The organism is Flavobacterium aureirubrum, from assembly GCF_038739835.1.
Classification (GTDB): Bacteria; Bacteroidota; Bacteroidia; order Flavobacteriales; family Flavobacteriaceae; genus Flavobacterium; species Flavobacterium aureirubrum.
Genome location: NZ_JBCGDO010000110.1, coordinates 1 through 313, shown reverse-complemented (window position 1 = coordinate 313; position 313 = coordinate 1). Strand labels below are relative to the sequence as shown.

The window sequence follows — 313 nt, the reverse complement described above, 5'->3', positions numbered from 1 at the left end:
GATGTAAAAGAAGACGCTATAAAAATCAGTAACATCCAACAAAAAATAGAACGCTTAAAACAAAACAAAATCAAATACGAACTGCTCGAAGAAGAACTCAAAACCAGTGGCGAACCCCAAGTAAGCACCACCGATACTGATGCAAGAGCACTACTGGTTCAAGGACAAGTAGTAGAAATAAGCTACAACATTCAAGCCGCAGTAGATGACAAACACAACTTAGTAGTAGCCACACACACCATCAACCGCAACGATAAAAATGCCTTGTCTGCTATTGCTATAGAAGCCAAAGAAAACCTAGCGCTCGAAACTT

General features: G+C 39.9%; 1 pseudogene. It reads left to right on the top strand.

Features of this window, described 5'->3' with window-relative positions:
- Window positions 1-313, top strand: a pseudogene (locus WFZ85_RS16150) (IS1182 family transposase); the annotation flags it as partial.